Origin of the sequence: Nocardia goodfellowii, assembly GCF_017875645.1 — a bacterium.
GTDB classification, from domain to species: Bacteria; Actinomycetota; Actinomycetes; order Mycobacteriales; family Mycobacteriaceae; genus Nocardia; species Nocardia goodfellowii.
The window spans coordinates 7,213,972-7,226,612 of record NZ_JAGGMR010000001.1 but is presented as its reverse complement, the minus strand read 5'-3'; the positions used below and the strand labels follow the sequence as shown (position 1 = coordinate 7,226,612).

The 12,641-nt window shown below is 66.5% G+C and carries 12 protein-coding genes; 5 read left to right on the top strand and 7 right to left on the bottom strand.

Going from position 1 to position 12,641, the window contains the following annotated elements:
- Nucleotides 1-442: 442 nt before the first annotated feature.
- The 3 genes from BJ987_RS33470 to BJ987_RS33460 all read left to right on the top strand — a co-directional run bounded on the left by BJ987_RS33470 (nucleotide 443) and on the right by BJ987_RS33460 (nucleotide 4,144).
- Complete coding sequence (locus BJ987_RS33470) at nucleotides 443-2,041, top strand: TROVE domain-containing protein (protein WP_209897039.1); 1,599 nt, start codon at nucleotides 443-445, stop codon at nucleotides 2,039-2,041.
- A 211-nt stretch (nucleotides 2,042-2,252) separates the two neighbouring features.
- Complete coding sequence (locus tag BJ987_RS33465) at nucleotides 2,253-3,206, top strand: DNA-processing protein DprA (RefSeq protein WP_209897038.1); 954 nt, start codon at nucleotides 2,253-2,255, stop codon at nucleotides 3,204-3,206.
- 233 nt (nucleotides 3,207-3,439) lie between these two features.
- Nucleotides 3,440-4,144 (top strand): amidophosphoribosyltransferase, encoded by a 705-nt coding sequence (locus BJ987_RS33460; protein ID WP_209897037.1) that lies wholly within the window; start codon nucleotides 3,440-3,442, stop codon nucleotides 4,142-4,144.
- A gap of 152 nt (nucleotides 4,145-4,296) precedes the next feature.
- Here BJ987_RS33460 and BJ987_RS38310 read toward each other — a convergent pair whose 3' ends face one another.
- The 5 genes from BJ987_RS38310 to BJ987_RS33435 form a co-directional block, all read right to left on the bottom strand.
- Entirely contained in the window at nucleotides 4,297-4,977 is a 681-nt protein-coding gene (locus BJ987_RS38310; RefSeq protein ID WP_209897036.1) for an RNase H family protein, read from the bottom strand.
- 698 nt (nucleotides 4,978-5,675) lie between these two features.
- Entirely contained in the window at nucleotides 5,676-6,008 is a 333-nt protein-coding gene (locus BJ987_RS33450; RefSeq protein ID WP_209897035.1) for a hypothetical protein, read from the bottom strand.
- Between the two features lie 49 nt (nucleotides 6,009-6,057).
- Nucleotides 6,058-7,074 carry a lipoyl synthase gene (gene lipA, locus BJ987_RS33445; RefSeq protein ID WP_209897034.1) on the bottom strand — a complete coding sequence of 339 codons (1,017 nt, stop codon included), beginning with the start codon at nucleotides 7,072-7,074 and terminating at the stop codon, nucleotides 6,058-6,060.
- 10 nt (nucleotides 7,075-7,084) lie between these two features.
- Nucleotides 7,085-7,837, bottom strand: a complete 753-nt coding sequence (lipB, locus tag BJ987_RS33440; RefSeq protein ID WP_209897033.1) for a lipoyl(octanoyl) transferase LipB — start codon at nucleotides 7,835-7,837, stop codon at nucleotides 7,085-7,087.
- Between the two features lie 148 nt (nucleotides 7,838-7,985).
- Nucleotides 7,986-8,522 (bottom strand): GNAT family N-acetyltransferase, encoded by a 537-nt coding sequence (locus tag BJ987_RS33435; protein ID WP_209897032.1) that lies wholly within the window; start codon nucleotides 8,520-8,522, stop codon nucleotides 7,986-7,988.
- Nucleotides 8,523-8,774: 252 nt separating this feature from the next.
- Here BJ987_RS33435 and BJ987_RS33430 point away from each other — a divergent pair, with 252 nt between their 5' ends.
- Nucleotides 8,775-9,209 carry a VOC family protein gene (locus BJ987_RS33430; RefSeq protein ID WP_209897031.1) on the top strand — a complete coding sequence of 145 codons (435 nt, stop codon included), beginning with the start codon at nucleotides 8,775-8,777 and terminating at the stop codon, nucleotides 9,207-9,209.
- Nucleotides 9,210-9,231: 22 nt separating this feature from the next.
- Here BJ987_RS33430 and BJ987_RS33425 read toward each other — a convergent pair whose 3' ends face one another.
- Together BJ987_RS33425 and sucB are read right to left on the bottom strand one after the other, a co-directional pair.
- Nucleotides 9,232-10,176: a TIGR01777 family oxidoreductase gene (locus BJ987_RS33425; protein WP_209897030.1), complete on the bottom strand. Its 945-nt coding sequence runs from the start codon at nucleotides 10,174-10,176 to the stop codon at nucleotides 9,232-9,234.
- A 6-nt stretch (nucleotides 10,177-10,182) separates the two neighbouring features.
- On the bottom strand, nucleotides 10,183-11,949 hold the full coding sequence (gene sucB, locus BJ987_RS33420; protein WP_209897029.1) for a 2-oxoglutarate dehydrogenase, E2 component, dihydrolipoamide succinyltransferase: 1,767 nt from the start codon (nucleotides 11,947-11,949) through the stop codon (nucleotides 10,183-10,185).
- A 260-nt stretch (nucleotides 11,950-12,209) separates the two neighbouring features.
- Between sucB and BJ987_RS33415 the strand changes: the two genes are divergently transcribed.
- Nucleotides 12,210-12,572 (top strand): oxidoreductase, encoded by a 363-nt coding sequence (locus tag BJ987_RS33415; RefSeq protein WP_209897028.1) that lies wholly within the window; start codon nucleotides 12,210-12,212, stop codon nucleotides 12,570-12,572.
- The last annotated feature ends 69 nt before the right edge of the window (nucleotides 12,573-12,641 follow it).

Below are 12,641 nucleotides of genomic sequence, written 5' to 3'. Positions count from 1 at the left end.
GATTGAGATAAGCGTCGTCATTGTGCCCGATTGCCGGGGGTTGCGGGCGGCAATCGCGATCGCCGGGAAATTCAGTGGCGGGCGCGCATCGGAACGATCTACAGTTCTGCGAGTAAGGCAAGACGGGGGTGGGCGGGCCGGAGTTCGGTCGGTTATCCACTTCTAATGGACAGGTTGCGGGTTCGAGTCCCGCCAACGGCGTTGTCGTTGTAGCTCAACTGGCAGAGCGGTACGTCGGTCGGCATCACATGTCCGCCCACCCCCGGATTGCCTGGGCGAGAAGGACGGGCCGGCGCTGATCGGTTACCCGGTTCACAGGTTCAACTCCTGACGGCATCGACGCAAGTCGGTGTCTTGTCCGGTCGGCAATCCACGACTGTCCTTCTCGCCCACTGTTATTGGACAAGTGGGGGCGGGCTGTCGCCACGGAATCGAGGACGACATGGACGCACTGGCAGGCATCAACGCCCGCGCGACCGCGCAGCGCACCCAGACCGATCCGCGGCAGGTTCGCAACAACGCGGGCGGATTCACCTTCGAGGTGACGCCCGAGGTTCGGCTGCGCAGGTTCCTGGTTCTGGGGGTCGACGGCGGCACCTATTACGTGCGAGCGCAGGAGCTGGCGAAGGAAAACGCTGCAGTGGTAGTCGATTTCGCGCGGAGCCGAACCGCCGAGCTGGTTCGTGAGGTGGTAGAGATCTCCACTTCCGGCCGGGCGCCGAAGCAGAATCCGGCGCTGTTCGCGCTCGCCGCCGCGGCGTCGCTCGGTGACGAGGACGGGCGGCGCACCGCCCTCGAGGCGCTGCCGCTGGTCGCGCGCACCGGCACTCATCTGTTCCTGTTCGCGCGGTATATCGAGCAGTTCCGCGGCTGGGGTCGCGGGCTGCGGCGGGCGGTCGGCGCTTGGTACACCGCGAAGTCGATCGATGACCTGGCCTATCAGGTGGTGAAGTACCGGCAGCGGGAAGGCTGGTCGCATCGCGACCTGCTGCGACTGTCGCATCCGGTGACGACGGAGGACGACCGCGCGCGGCTGTTCGATTGGATCTGTGGACGCGGTGGTTCCCTGGATGGGCTGCGGTTCGTCGAAGGATTTCAGCGGGCGCAGGCCGCGCCGGTGCGCGAGGTGCCGGAGCTGGTGCGAGAGTACCGGCTGTCCTGGGAGATGCTGCCCGATGCCGCGCTGAACGAGACTGCGGTATGGGAAGCGCTGCTGGACAACGGGATTCCGCAGACGGCACTGCTGCGACAACTGCCGCGGCTGACTCGGCTCGGGTTGCTTTCGCCGCTCGGCGCTCGGACCGGTGCTGTCGCAGCCCAACTCGTCGATCCGGTGCGGCTGCGCAAGGCGCGGGTGCATCCGGTGTCGGTGCTGGTCGCGTTGCGCACCTATGCGTCGGGTCGCAGCGCGCGTGGCGAAAGCACCTGGCAGCCTGCACGTCCCATCGTCGACGCGCTCGACGCTGCCTTCTACGCCGCGTTCGACACCGTTGAACCGACCGGACAGCGGCACCTGCTGGCGCTGGACGTGTCCGGGTCGATGACGATGGGGATTTCCGGACTGCCGATCAGCGCGCGGGAGGCATCCGCCGCCCTGGCGATGGTGACCGCGAGCACCGAAACCGACTACGAGATCGTCGGATTCAGCTCGGCGGGAACCAACAACTACCGCGACAGCGCGCTGACGCCGCTGCCGATCGGCCCGCGGCAACGGCTCGACGATGTGCTGAACCGGACCGCGGGTCTGCCGTTCGGCGGGACCGACTGCTCGCTGCCGATGCGGTACGCGCTGGAGCGCAAGCTCGAGGTCGACGTGTTCACGGTGTACACCGACAACGAGACCTGGGCGGGCCAGATCCATCCGCACCAGGCGCTCCGGCAGTACCGGGAGCAGGTGAACCCCGAGGCGAAGCTCGTGGTGGTCGGTATGACCGCGACGAACTTCACGATCGCCGATCCGTCGGATGCGGGGATGTTGGATGTCGCCGGGTTCGATGCGGCGGTGCCAGGTCTGCTCGCGGACTTCGCGCGCGGCGAGTGACAGTTCCACCGCCCGTCGGTTCGCCACCTCGGTGAGCCGGCGGGCGGTTGCATGTCGCGAGAACATCCCAACGCTGACCGCAAAGAGCCAGCACCGCGGTAAGGGTGAGCTACGCTTGCGTCGTTCGACAGGTTCGGTGCAAAACCACGAGACCTGTCGGTCCCCCATGCGATAGTTCGAATGAATGTTCGAAGCAAGTTGAGGAGGGCAGGTGACCCACGCGCACGCCTCCCCGGGCTGGGACGACTCAGCGGGTGACCAACCGCTGCCCGGGGATGATCGTGATCGGGCGGCAATTGTCGCGATGATGCGGCTTACATCGAAAAACACAGACTGGTCGAGGTTGACCGAGCGGATCAGCGATAGGGGCAGTGCCTGGCAACTGTGGGCCGACGAACATCCGGAGGATCTTTTCGGCGCCGGCGACGAGTCGGAAGTGTGGGCCGAGGCAGTTGCCGATGTAGCGGAGTGGAAAAGCGCGCCCTTCCAGCTCCATACCTTTATGGACCCTACATACCCTGAGCGATTGCGATCGGTTCGGCAGATGCCACCGATCATATTCACTCAGGGCAGCCTCGTTGAGCGTGATGCCGGTGTCTGCGTTGTAGGTTCTCGTGGCGCGTCCGACCATGGAATGGATTTCGCGCGCCGGATTTCGCGAGGTCTTGTCGAGCAGGACGTGACTGTGATCGCGGGTTTGGCGAAGGGAATAGATACCGCCGCGCATCAGGCTGCGCTGGATGCTGGTGGTCGCACCGTGGCTGTTCTGGGGAATGGATTGAATCACTTCTATCCACGAGAGAATCGCGTGCTGCAGGCCGAGATCGCCAGGCGGGGAATGCTCCTGACCCATTTCCTGCCGGAGTATGGACCCTCCCGGTGGTCATTTCCTGCGCGGAACGTGACGATGAGTGCCTACGGGACTGCGACGGTTATCGTCGAAGCGGGCGAGAAGAGTGGGACCAGGATCCAAGCTCGCGAAGCGGTCGCGCACGGGCGACCTGTCATCCTCAACGAGACTGTGGTCCAGTCGACGTCGTGGGGTCGTGCTCTCAGGGATGAGCCGGGCGTATACGTTGCGGATTCCCCTGCAGCGGCTATCGAATACGCGACAAACATCATCGCTCAGCGAATGACGATAACGAGGCTTTTGGGCATCCGGTGAAAGGTCCCCCGCGTGACCAGCTCAGACGTCAACTGGCAGAGATTCTCCTCCGTGAGCAAGCCAGGGCGTCCGAAGAGGGGCTGCACGACGCGTCGCATGACGCTTTGCTGCTGAGAGGTGTGGTACGCGATCGGATTGGCGGATTCTTCTCCAATGCTTGCGTTCCGGGCACGCCCGGTATTTGTGTAGTCTGTCGTGGTCCGTCCGATGGCGATACCTGCGTACGGTGCCGCGTGGTCAGCGAGGGCTATCCGGGGCTCCTTGCGGACAAAACCATCCTCCTCACCTACGCGATCGGTAACCATGCGGGGGAGCGACACCAGTCAGCCCATCACATGCATGCCTATAAAGGCTACCGAGGGACGCCCCAGGCAGCGGATTGCGCCGAGGATCTTCAATTGCTGGTTTCTTCCGTGGTCGAATTACACCGGGGCTGTTTCGAGAACTGGCTGGGTGCTCCATGGGATTCACTGACTTTCGTGCCCTCGAAGGAAAGACCTGATCGAACTCATCCTGTAGCCGCACTGGCTAATTCGGTAGTTCCTCCACTCAGCGGCGCTCCTAGCCTGCAAAAATTTATGCTGACACCAGGCCCGGGGAGCGAAATCAAGCGCGAGATGACAGACCAGCGATATTTGATCGAGGAGCGGTGGCTGCCGCATGTTCAGCGCAAGAACGTGCTCATCGTCGATGACACCTGGACCACCGGATCCAGCGCGCAGGGGGCGGCAGTGGCGGCAAAACTGGCTGGTGCGGCATCGGTGACGATCCTCTGTGTCGCCCGATGGCTCCGCTGGGATTGGCCAGATCACAGAAGTTTGATCGAGTCGCTGACGGACGGATTCGATGCATGGCGATGTCCCGTCCGGGGCTGTCTGTGTCGACCTGCCAGTCGATACCACGCTCCTGGACTGAAGAATTCGCAACTGTTCGGTTGATAGGCGATGTCGACCGGCGCTGGCTGGCGGCTTCGGTAGGCAAGGGTCGGCGGCGTAACCGACTTGCCGGAATTTGTAGCTCCGCTCACACAGCGTCCCGCTGGTACGGGGGGTCTGGTCGAACGCGACTTGGCCGATCTTGACCCGGTCTGTCAACTGCGGTGGCGCCGAACCCACAAGGGTGTGCAACAGTAGTCGCAGGGCTGCATCTTTGTGGAATCTACGCTGGCCCAGGCAATTGCGACGATGTCATGGAGGTTCAGTCCTTTCCGCAAGGCGTCCCGTTGCCCCTTGCGCAGCCAGTCGCAGTCGCGATCGTTGTGGTAGACGGTTCCGCCCTCGGTCCGCCAGCCGTGCGAGAGGACTCCGGGGCGACGCGGTGTGCAGTATGCGCACTCGTTGATCCTCATCTCATGCACGCAAAAGGACGGGGCCGCATCCTCGATTGCTGCCTTTCGTGCGAGTTCGAATGCGTGTGCGGCGTCGGGGTTCTCGAAGGTGCTTTGTGCCCAGTCCCAGGTCACTCGATGCGAATTTGCGGCAGTCTCCAGCCGCTGCCAGAGGTCGATGTTACTGGTGGCCTGTCGACCGCAGCCGGCTTCGCGGAGGCACCCAGCTCGAAGGTACGAACTGCCGGAATGAATTCGAATCCGGGTCGGTCGGTTCAGGCACTCGAGTGACTGAACTGCGGCCATCAACTCCATCCGGTCGACGGTCGAGTGGGACTCGGCGCCAACGATATCCCGGGTTCTGTTGCCCCATCGCAGCACCGCGCCCCAGCCGCCAACGCCCGGATCGCCGAGACTTGTACCCGCGGTCCATGCTTCAACCATGCGGTCGGCGTCCTCGGTAGCGTCCGCTAGCGCTTGCTTCCAGCCGGTCGGGGGTGGCCATGGCACACCCCACTCCGCGAGTTGTGCGCGAGACCAACCGCCTGCTGCTGTCCGCGCTCGCGCGATCTCCTCAGCCGATACCCGGCGAGCCGGGTGCCATGTCGCCATCGGATAACTCCGTATCGATGTGGTTAAGCTACAACCGTTCTCGAACCACTCGGAATAATCGTAACTGCGGCTTGCCGGGAGAATCGTAGGCCTCGCGCAGCGGACGGTGATAGCGGAGTGCGCCTTCACGGGGGAGGTAACTCTCCGTGCAGCCACCGAAACGGACCGAACCGCGGTCCTGTCGTAGGGATTGTCCGGTTCCGGGATCGATTCGACTCGGCGGAGGGTGGCTGGACGGTGCAGCCTGCGCCGACCCGAGCTGTCCGTATCGCATACGGGCGCGGCGGAATTCGAGCGACTCGCGGAACGCTCGTGGCGGCTTGCCCTGGCATCCGATCACCGGCGACGCTTGCGGCACCTCGACGCTACCGAGTCGGTGCTCGAACGGATCCGCACGATGGCCACTGAGATCCCGCGCCACATCGAGAACTCACAGTGGCACTACTCAAACGCGTCGTCGTGGCGATGCTGGACCTGGCGACCCGGAACTGTACGCCCGCTATCAGCGTGGCGCGCGGGTGAGTGTGTGGTCAGTACGAAGCCTTGATCAGCACCGCTTTGATCGAGAGTTCCGCGACCGGCCGCAATCCCCGCAGGATGGTCCAGCCCGCGCCGGGGTAGAGGTGGGGGTCGGCGAGGGTGGGGATGAGGAAGCCGACCTGGACCAGTTCGCCCTCTGCTGATATTTGGCCGGTGCGCTCGATGTGGATGCTGAGCAGCACGTCGTGCAGGCGAATCGTGGTGATGCCAGGGAGGGCTTTCGCCGTGAAGACGGGCCCGGGTGGTGGGCCGGGGCGTCGTGAGCCGGAAAGCCATTGGAGGCGGCCGGTGGCGACCGGGTTGGGGAGGGTGTCTCTGTTCATCGGGGTGACCGGGTAGCCCCGCACGGCATCGACGTGCGGGGCTCCTGAGCTAGCTGCCGAACCGCGCCAAGACCGAGCTGGCTTCCTGGGAGGCGGTGCCTTCCTGAGCCAGATGCGCCATGTCAGACGGGATTTCGCGGCCGTGGTGGGCCATTGCCTGGGCGTACAACCGGCCCGCGCGGTAGGAGGAGCGGACCAGCGGGCCGGCCATGACGCCGGCGAAGCCGATCTCCTCGGCCATCTTCGAGTGGTCCACGAATTCCTCCGGCTTCACCCAGCGGTCGACCGGGTGGTGGCGGGGGGAGGGGCGGAGATACTGGGTGATGGTGAGGATGTCGCAGCCTGCCTCGTGCAGGTCGCGCATGGCCTGGGTGACCTCTTCGGGGGTTTCGCCCATGCCGAGGATCAGGTTGGACTTGGTGACCAGGCCGGCTTCGCGGGCCGCGGTGAGGACCGCGAGCGAGCGCTCGTAGCGGAAGGCCGGGCGGATGCGCTTGAAGATGCGGGGGACCGTCTCCAGGTTGTGCGCGAGCACCTCGGGGCGTGAGGAGAAGACCTCGGCGAGTTGCTCGGGGACGGCGTTGAAGTCGGGGATGAGCAGTTCGACGCCGGTCGCGGGGTTCAGGGCCTTGATGGCGCGGACGGTTTCCGCGTACAGCCAGGCGCCGCCGTCTTCGAGGTCGTCGCGGGCGACGCCGGTGATGGTGGAGTAGCGCAGGCCCATGGCCTGGACGCTCTCGGCGACGCGGCGGGGCTCGTCGCGATCGAGTGCGGCGGGTTTGCCGGTGTCGATCTGGCAGAAGTCGCAGCGGCGGGTGCACTGTTCGCCGCCGATCAGGAAGGTGGCTTCGCGGTCTTCCCAGCATTCGAAGATGTTGGGACAGCCGGCTTCTTCGCAGACGGTGTGCAGGCCTTCGCGTTTGACCAGACCCTTGAGTTCGGAGTACTCGGGGCCCATGGTGGCGCGGGTACGAATCCACTTGGGCTTGCGCTCGATCGGGGTCTCCGAGTTGCGCGCTTCGATCCGCAGCAGTTTGCGTCCTGCCGGGGCTTGAGCTGAGGTCACGTGATCGACCTTACGCCTGGGCCAAATCGGCCGGACGGGCTGTGTCGGCGGCTGTGGCATTTCCGACACGGGGAATATCGTGGTCGGTAACTGGCAACTCGCCGTCGAGGGCGCGCACGATGGCGGCGGCGACCAAGGGCTTCACTTCCTCGACGGTGACGGCCCGGCCCAGCTCACGCGAGAGGGTGGTGACGCCGGCGTCGCGGATGCCGCACGGGATGATGGCCTGGAAGCCGTCCATGGCGGTGCAATTCAGCGAGATGCCGTGCAGGGCAACGCCACGCTGCACGCGCACGCCGATCGCGGCGATCTTGCGTTCGGCGAACAGGTCGGTGGCGGGCAGCCACACGCCGGAGCGGCCCTCGACGCGGCCACAGGTGAGGCCGAAACCGGCGACGACCGAGATCAGGGCTTCCTCGAGGCGGCGCACATAGTGCACGACGTCCACGGGTTCGGCGAGCCGCACGATGGGATAGCCGACGAGCTGTCCGGGGCCGTGCCAGGTGATCTTGCCGCCGCGATCCACCTGCACGACCGGGCTGCCGTCGATGGGCAGATCCTCGGCTTCGGTGCGGCGGCCCGCGGTGTATACCGACGGGTGCTCGAGCAGCAGCAGCCGATCGGATCCCAGTCCCTCGGCTCGTTCCGCGGCGATGGTGCGCTGCAGGTCCCAAGCACTGTGGTAATCGATGAGCCCGAGATCCTCGACCACGATCGGGGTCGGATCGAATCTGGCGGACCGAGTGGTGCGCGTGTCGTTCACCTTTCTGACGCTACGCCCAGAGTGCACGCCGGGTACAGGGACCCCGGCGCGCTTCGGGCCACCGGATCGCGGGATTAACGGTGGCTTAACCAACGGCCTGTGCCATCGAGGGAATGGCGTGCCGAGGGGTCCGGCCGGCGCCGTGCGATCACACAGCGCGTTCGAGCGGGAGCGTCAGCTGCATGAGGGTGAGGTCCATCCAGCGGCCGAACTTGCGGCCGACTTCGGGCAATTCGCCGACGGTGACGAAGCCGAAGCGTTCGTGCAGGGTGATCGAGGCGGTGTTGGAGGACTCGATGGCGGCGATCATCGTGTGCACGCGGCCGGAGGCGGCGGCGCGGGAGATCAGCTCGGTGAGCAGGGCGGTGGCGAGGCCACGGCGGTGGAAGCGGTCAGCGATGTAGACCGAGTTCTCCACGGAGTAGCGATATCCGGACTTCGGCCGCCACTGCCCGTAGGAGGCGTAGCCGGCGAGTTCACCGTCGATCTCCGCGACCAGGATCGGCATACCCGCGGCGGTGCGGTCCCGGAACCACGCCTGGCGATCGTCGAGCCCGACGAGATCGGTATCCCAGATGGCGGTGGACGCGGCGATATTGGCGTTGTGGATGTCCAGGATCGCCGGCAGGTCGTCTTCTCGCGCAGCGCGGATGACGGTGGGGGGACGTAGCTCGGTGTCGGTCATCGGTCGCCTCTGTCGTAGGTGCTGGACCACCCGATTGTCGCCGATACTCGCGCGTGTTTCGCTACCACGGTCCCGTGATCGACCGAGATCACAGGAACCGGGGGTGGTAATCACCGCGAGCGCCATCGCGTCTCGGTGACCTCGAGCTCCGTATTGCACAAGATTTGAACCAGCCCGTGCGCGGCGCGTTGAATCGCCCGCCGCGGCAAGTTCGTCCCTTTGGGGATCGAGGATCGAAAGTACCGTGACCCTATGGAGCAGCGCATCACTCTGGTCACCCTGGGGGTTTCCGATCTCGCTCGCGCGAAGAGGTTCTACGAGGCGCTGGGCTGGCGGGGGCAAGAAGTCGAGGAGACGGTCTTCTTCCAGGCCGGTGGTCTGGGGTTGGTGCTGTGGGATCGCGACAAGCTGGCTGTCGACTGCGGATTGGAACCCGGTCAGGTGGCGGGGTTCGGCGGGATCGCGCTGGCGCACAACGTGCGGTCCGAGGCGGAGGTCGACGCGCTGCTCGCGGCAGTGGTGGCGGCCGGCGGGACCATCACCAAACCGGCGGCTGTCAACGCTGTCGGCTTCTACTCCAGTGCGTTCGTCGACCCGGACGGTCACGCCTGGGAGGTCGCGCACAATCCGGGGTTTCCGCTGGCTGAGGACGGCTCGGTGACCATTCCCGATCTCGGCGGTCACTAGCCGGTTCCGCCCCCCGGGCAGTTCAGCGCTCGTCGCCCTCGCGACCGATGGTGGCCGCCAATGCCGCGCCGATGGTGGGGTGGCGGAACTGGTACCCCGCGTGCTCCAGCGCGGCGGGGATCGCGCGCGGACCGTGCAGGATGGCCTCGTCGGCGAACTCCCCGACCATGGCGCGCAAGGCGAAGGCGGGGACCACGAAAGGGGCGGGGCGGCGCAGGGCTCTGCCGAGCGCGCGGTTGAATTCGGCGTTGGTCACCGGCGCTGGGCCGACGACGTTGATTGGGCCGGAGACGATGTCGTGGGTCAGCGCGAACAGAATCGCGCCGATCTCGTCGTCCATCGAGATCCAGGGGGTGTACTGGCGGCCGTTACCCAATCGGCCGCCCAAACCCAGCGAATACAGCGGCTTCAGCGGGCCGAGGAGGCCGCCCTGCCGGGTGAGAACCGGGGCGCTGCGCAACAGGACCACCCGCGCGCCGGTGGTCGCGGCGGGCAGGGTGGCCGCTTCCCAATCGCGGCATAGCGTCGCGAGGAAACCTGTTCCGGCGGGGGCGGTTTCGTCGACCACCCGGTCGCCGGTGGCGCCGCCGTAGTAGTGCACGCCGCTGGCGTTGACCAGCACCGGCACTCCCGCGGCGGCGACCGAGGAAGCCAGCACGTCGGTCGGCGTGAGGCGGCTGTCGCGCAGTTCTTGCTTGTAGCCGCCGTTCCAGCGCCGCCCGCCGATCGAAGCGCCACACAGGTTGACGACCGCGTCCGCGCCGCGCAGGGCGCGAGCGTCGAGTTCGGCGCGGACCGGGTCCCAGCTGTATTCGTCGGGTGCCGACCCGTAGCGACTGCTCGCAGTTCGCCCGAAACGGCCGGTGGCCCGGCGCACCAGCCGGACCACCTCGTGCCCGTCGCGGCGCAAGGCCGCGACGAGCGCTGTCCCGATCAGCCCGGAGGACCCGGCGATCACAACCTTCATGGCGTCTTACAGACCCAGATCGGCCTCGAACGCCGCTTCCTCGAGCCGGTGCCGGATCGTGGTCAGGAAGCGACCCGCGTCGGCGCCGTCGACGAGACGGTGATCGTAGGTGAGCGGCAGGTAGCACATGGACCGGACGCCGATGGACTCGTTGCCGGTCTCGTCGGTCACCACCACCGGGCGCTTGACGATCGCGCCGGTGCCCAGCATGCCCGCCTGCGGCGGAAGCAGGATCGGGGTGTCGAAGAGCGCGCCCTGCGAACCGATGTTGGTGATGGTGAAGGTGCCACCGGACAGCTCGTCCGGCTTGAGGCCGCCGTTGCGGGCCCGGTTGGCGATATCGGCGATGGCGCGGGCCAGGCCGGCCAGCGACAGGTCGCTCGCGTTGTGGATCACCGGCGACAGCAGGCCGTTGTCGGTGTCCACGGCGATGCCGAGGTGCACCGCGGCGTGGTAGGTGATCTCCTTGGACGACTCGTCGTAGGACGCGTTGACGTTCGGATGCACACCCAGGGCCTCGACGACGGCCTTGGCGAAGAACGGCAGGAACGTCAGGTTGACGCCCTCGCGCTCCTTGAACGACGCCTTGGCCTGCGCCCGCAGGGCCGCGATTTTGGTGACGTCGGCCTCGTGCACCTGGGTCAGCTGCGCGGTGGTCTGCAGCGATTCCCGGGTCTTGGTAGCCGTGATCTGGCGGATGCGGTTGGCCTTCTGCGTGGTGCCGCGCAGATGTGCCAGCTGCGGGCGGGCGGCCGCGGGTGCGGACGGCGCCTTGGCAGCGGGGGCGGGGGCCGTCGCGGTGGCGGCGGCCGGCGCCTTCTTGGCCTCGGCCGCGGCCAGCACATCCTGCTTGCGGATGCGGCCGCCGACACCGGAACCGGTGAGCGAGGACAGGTCGACGCCGTTCTCGTCGGCCAGCTTGCGGACCAGCGGAGTGACGTACGGGGTCGCGCCATTACCGGTGGACGACGCGGACGCGGCCGGGGCCTGCGCCGGCGGCTGCGGAGCGGGAGCCTTCGGGGCGGGAGCGGGAGCCTTGGCCGCGGGGGCCGGCTCGGGCTTGGGTTCCGGCTTGGGCTCGGGCTTGGGTTCCGGCTTCGGTTCGGGCTTGGGTTCCGGCGCCTTGGCGGCGGGCTGGCCGCTGCCGATCACGCCCAGCTGGCCACCGACCGCGACGACGTCGTCTTCCTGCGCGGTGATCTCCAGCAGGGTGCCCGCGACGGGCGACGGGATCTCGGTGTCGACCTTGTCGGTGGAGACCTCGAGCAGCGGCTCGTCGACGGCGACCTCGTCACCGACGGCCTTGAGCCAGCGGGTGACGGTGCCCTCGGTGACGGATTCGCCCAGCTCGGGCATCTTCACGGGGGTGCCGGAGCCGCCGGCGTCGCCGTTTCCGGCGGAGGCCGCGGGGGCTTCCTCGGCGGCGGGCTGGGGTTCGGGCTCGGGTTCGGGTTCCGGCTCGGGCGCTGCGGCCTCGGGCTCGGATGCTTCAGACGCGGATGCTTCGGGCGCAGGCGCGGATTCGGCCGCTTCACCGGCATCGCTGATGACACCCAGCTCGCCACCGACCTCGACCACATCGTCCTCGTTGGCGACGATCTTCGACAGCACACCGGCTACCGGGGACGGGATCTCGGTGTCGACCTTGTCGGTGGAGACCTCGAGCAGTGGCTCGTCGACCTCGACCGTGTCTCCTTCCTGCTTCAGCCACCTGGTCACCGTTCCCTCGGTGACGCTCTCACCAAGAGCCGGCATCTGGACGGAGAAGGCCATGTCCGTTGACTCCTCTGACTGCTCGACGGATTTTGCAACAGTTGATCTTCGGCAGGCCGCCGCCGCAGGTCGCGACGAATGCCCGACAGCCACCGATCGTTCTGGTGGCACCGGAGATCCGGGTGGTTCCTTGTACCGCGATCCATCCTTGCACTCGTCCGCGTGGCGTGTAGCACAGGGCAGCTACTAAACCAGGGAAATCTTAACGAGCTGGCAAGATGGGGGACGGCGTCTCCGGTGTCGTTAGGAGGTCGGCGCTGATGGGTTTTCTTGATCGGTTCAAGGGCACCGGCAGGGGTGGAGGTACCGCGCCACGTGCGGGTACCTCGGCCAGGGAGGACCTGCGCTACATGCGCGAATGGGTCCGCACGCATGTCGGGGTGGAGGGTTACCTCGAGCCGAAGACAACAGTGACCGATGTCACAGTGGTGTTGATCGCCGCGGACGGGGAATGGACGCGCCGGATCGTCGGCGAACGGGGTGCGGGGCGGCTTGCCGGTGATTTGCACATTCCCGTCTACGACGTCAGCAAGACCGGATACCCGCAGCGCATGCGCGATTACGACGCGCGCAAGAAGATCGAACGGCAGCGCGCGTTCGAACAGGAATTACGGGACCTGTAACCGGCGGCTTCACGCGGTGACGCGCACCGGAATGCGAACGGCCCGACCGGAATCAGGTCGGGCCGAACG

Coding starts and splice junctions, on each gene's coding strand:
- BJ987_RS33470 (WP_209897039.1), top strand. CDS start 443: ATGGACGCACTGGCAGGCATCAACGCCCGCGCGACCGCGCAGCGCACC.
- BJ987_RS38310 (WP_209897036.1), bottom strand. CDS start 4,977: ATGGTTGAAGCATGGACCGCGGGTACAAGTCTCGGCGATCCGGGCGTT.
- BJ987_RS33450 (WP_209897035.1), bottom strand. CDS start 6,008: ATGAACAGAGACACCCTCCCCAACCCGGTCGCCACCGGCCGCCTCCAA.
- BJ987_RS33435 (WP_209897032.1), bottom strand. CDS start 8,522: ATGACCGACACCGAGCTACGTCCCCCCACCGTCATCCGCGCTGCGCGA.
- BJ987_RS33430 (WP_209897031.1), top strand. CDS start 8,775: ATGGAGCAGCGCATCACTCTGGTCACCCTGGGGGTTTCCGATCTCGCT.
- BJ987_RS33425 (WP_209897030.1), bottom strand. CDS start 10,176: ATGAAGGTTGTGATCGCCGGGTCCTCCGGGCTGATCGGGACAGCGCTC.
- sucB (WP_209897029.1), bottom strand. CDS start 11,949: ATGGCCTTCTCCGTCCAGATGCCGGCTCTTGGTGAGAGCGTCACCGAG.
- BJ987_RS33415 (WP_209897028.1), top strand. CDS start 12,210: ATGGGTTTTCTTGATCGGTTCAAGGGCACCGGCAGGGGTGGAGGTACC.